Below are 2,257 nucleotides of genomic sequence, written 5' to 3' on the forward strand. Positions count from 1 at the left end.
AACTGGCTGCCCTCGTACACCAGCGCCACTGCGTCCGGCGTGCGCACGACCTGCGATTCAAACAGGCCGTGGATCGTCTCGTTCTTTGGATAGTCTACCGCGGTGGCATTGAACTGCGTCAATACCTTTGCGCGCTCGGCTCGCGACAGCAGCGGGACCCCGCGGACCGGCGCATCGGGATGATCCAGCACGAACGCGAGCATGGTGGCAAAGCGCTGCTCCATCGCCGCGATGTCGGCCGGCTCGAAACAGGCTGCGCTGTAGATGAAATGCATCCAGATATCTTCATTGGTTACATCCTCGCGCACGTGAATCGAAAGCGGCGTTCTTTCGTATCCGTTGGAACATTTGATGCGCTGCGCCTGTGCCGTACCGAAACGCAGCGTCTCTTTGCTGCGCTCGTAGGACACCACCAAATCGAACAGCTGTGCTCGCCCGTGGCGCTGCAATTCAAGGTCGCGGTTCAATTCGCTGACCGGGTAGCGTTGATAGCGATAGTCCTGCTTGAGTATCCGGGCAATGGCCGCGGCGATTTCCACGAAGCTCGATGCGCTGTCGAGCTGCAACCGTACCGGACTGATACCGACGAACAAGCCAGCCGTCGCCTTATAGGCTGCGCTGGAGCGATTGAGGATCGGCAGGCCCAGCACCAGATCGTCCCGCTGCGCCGTACGTGCGAAATAGGTATAGACGAGCGCGAGGATGGTGTGAAACACGCCCACCTGGCGGCTTGCCGCCAACGCCTCCAGACTCTCGTAGAGCGAGCGCGGCAACCGCCACGTGTGATGCTGGCTGAACGCTGGTAGTGTAGGCAACGAGTGCCGATGCGGCAGCAATGGTTCGGGCAAGTCTTTGTATTTGTCGAGCCAGTACTGGCGATGGCGCTCGAACAACGGTGAGGCACGATACGCGGTGTCCGCTTCGACAAAATCCCGATAGCTGGGCGCGCTCCCGTCCGGCGACTCGCCCTGCTCCAGCGCGGTATAGATCCTGGCGATCGCATCGGTCACCAGGTATATCGACCAGCCGTCGGCGACCACATGGTGAATCACCCAACTTAGCCAGTAACTTCCCTCGTGCAGTTTCAGCAGGGCGAATTCGAACATCGGCTGCTGTTCGCCGAGCATCGGTTTTTGCATGTGTTGCTGCACCCAGGCCTCAGCGGCTGCCGTGGGATCGGCCTCGTGCGACAGGTCATGCAGCGGCAGACTGAGCGGCCTCATTCGAGCGAAAGCCTGCATCGGCACGGTGTCCTCCGATGCGCCTTCGACCATCACGATCCGCAGCGCATCGTACTTGTCCACGACGATGCGCAGCGCACGCTCCAGCAACGCGACGTCGATGGCACCGGCGATCTGAAGATAGCCGCCGATGTTGTACAGCGGCACATCGACATGGAGCAGTTGATCGATCCAGATGTCACGCTGCACCGAAGTCAGCGGATAAAGATCCTGATACTCGAAGGACAATGCATTCCGCGAATTCATGCGAATTATTTCGGTCATTTTGAGGAGTGGCCCATGAAATCAGACGCCCGTCCGGCATGCACGACGGGGTTACCGCACAACGCGCTCTAAGCGGAGTGCATGAAATGCCGTGTTTCAAAATTACATCCGCCTTTTCTTATAGCGACGAATGCGCGATCTCGAACGAGATCACCTTGATGGCATTGCCAGACAGTTTCACGTTTCGGCTAGGGTGCACACGCAGGGAACGCGTGAAAAACGGGGTATCCGCGTTGCGTCATCGTGATCAGGCGAGCGGATCCGTGACCGGTATGGCGGGTTCGATCACCATCGGCAGTGTCGCGCCCGTGCGCAGCGCCGAGCGTATGACGGTTGCGCCGAACTCTGTCTCAGGGAACCGCGATGCCGGCGTTACCGCGCCTGCCGTATCGTGAACATTCGGGCCGAGGTCGTGTTTCATGATCGACTCCAGTGCGTAACTTGCAGGCGTACAGTGATCCGGTCTTGCTCGAATGTCGGGTCGGGAGACGCCACGGGTTGGGAGCGATACTCGCTTCTCGTCGTGACAAGGCACAACAGGAGTTGCAGACTTCTTGCGGATGATTAGATCATCGGCCTTGCCGCATGTCTGTACTCCTTAACTGCGACAACGGCGGCTCCGTCGAATGAAAGAGATGTACCAGAGTTGTGCGTAAATGGACTGCCCAGAGCACACTAGACACCCCCGACCCTCACGCCGCGGCCTGTTCAAAGGCCTCGGGACTCAGGCCGCCAAGATGACTATGGCGACG

At 59.3% G+C, this 2,257-nt stretch carries 2 protein-coding genes; both read right to left on the reverse strand.

The features are described 5' to 3' along the window. Positions 1-1,487, reverse strand: a 1,487-nt coding sequence (locus FB600_RS36950; protein ID WP_261383552.1) for a condensation domain-containing protein, incomplete at its 3' end; no start/stop codon positions are given. Between the two features lie 265 nt (positions 1,488-1,752). Beyond that, the gene (locus FB600_RS37470; protein ID WP_186025089.1) at positions 1,753-1,926 is read right to left on the reverse strand and encodes a hypothetical protein; all 174 of its coding nucleotides are present in this window, start codon (positions 1,924-1,926) and stop codon (positions 1,753-1,755) included. Positions 1,927-2,257 lie beyond the last annotated feature (331 nt).

The organism is Burkholderia sp. SJZ089 (genome assembly GCF_007828315.1).
Classification (GTDB): domain Bacteria; phylum Pseudomonadota; class Gammaproteobacteria; order Burkholderiales; family Burkholderiaceae; genus Burkholderia; species Burkholderia gladioli.

Excerpts from the sequence above, each read along its gene's own strand:
- FB600_RS37470 (WP_186025089.1), bottom strand. The coding sequence starts at position 1,926 with ATGAAACACGACCTCGGCCCGAATGTTCACGATACGGCAGGCGCGGTA.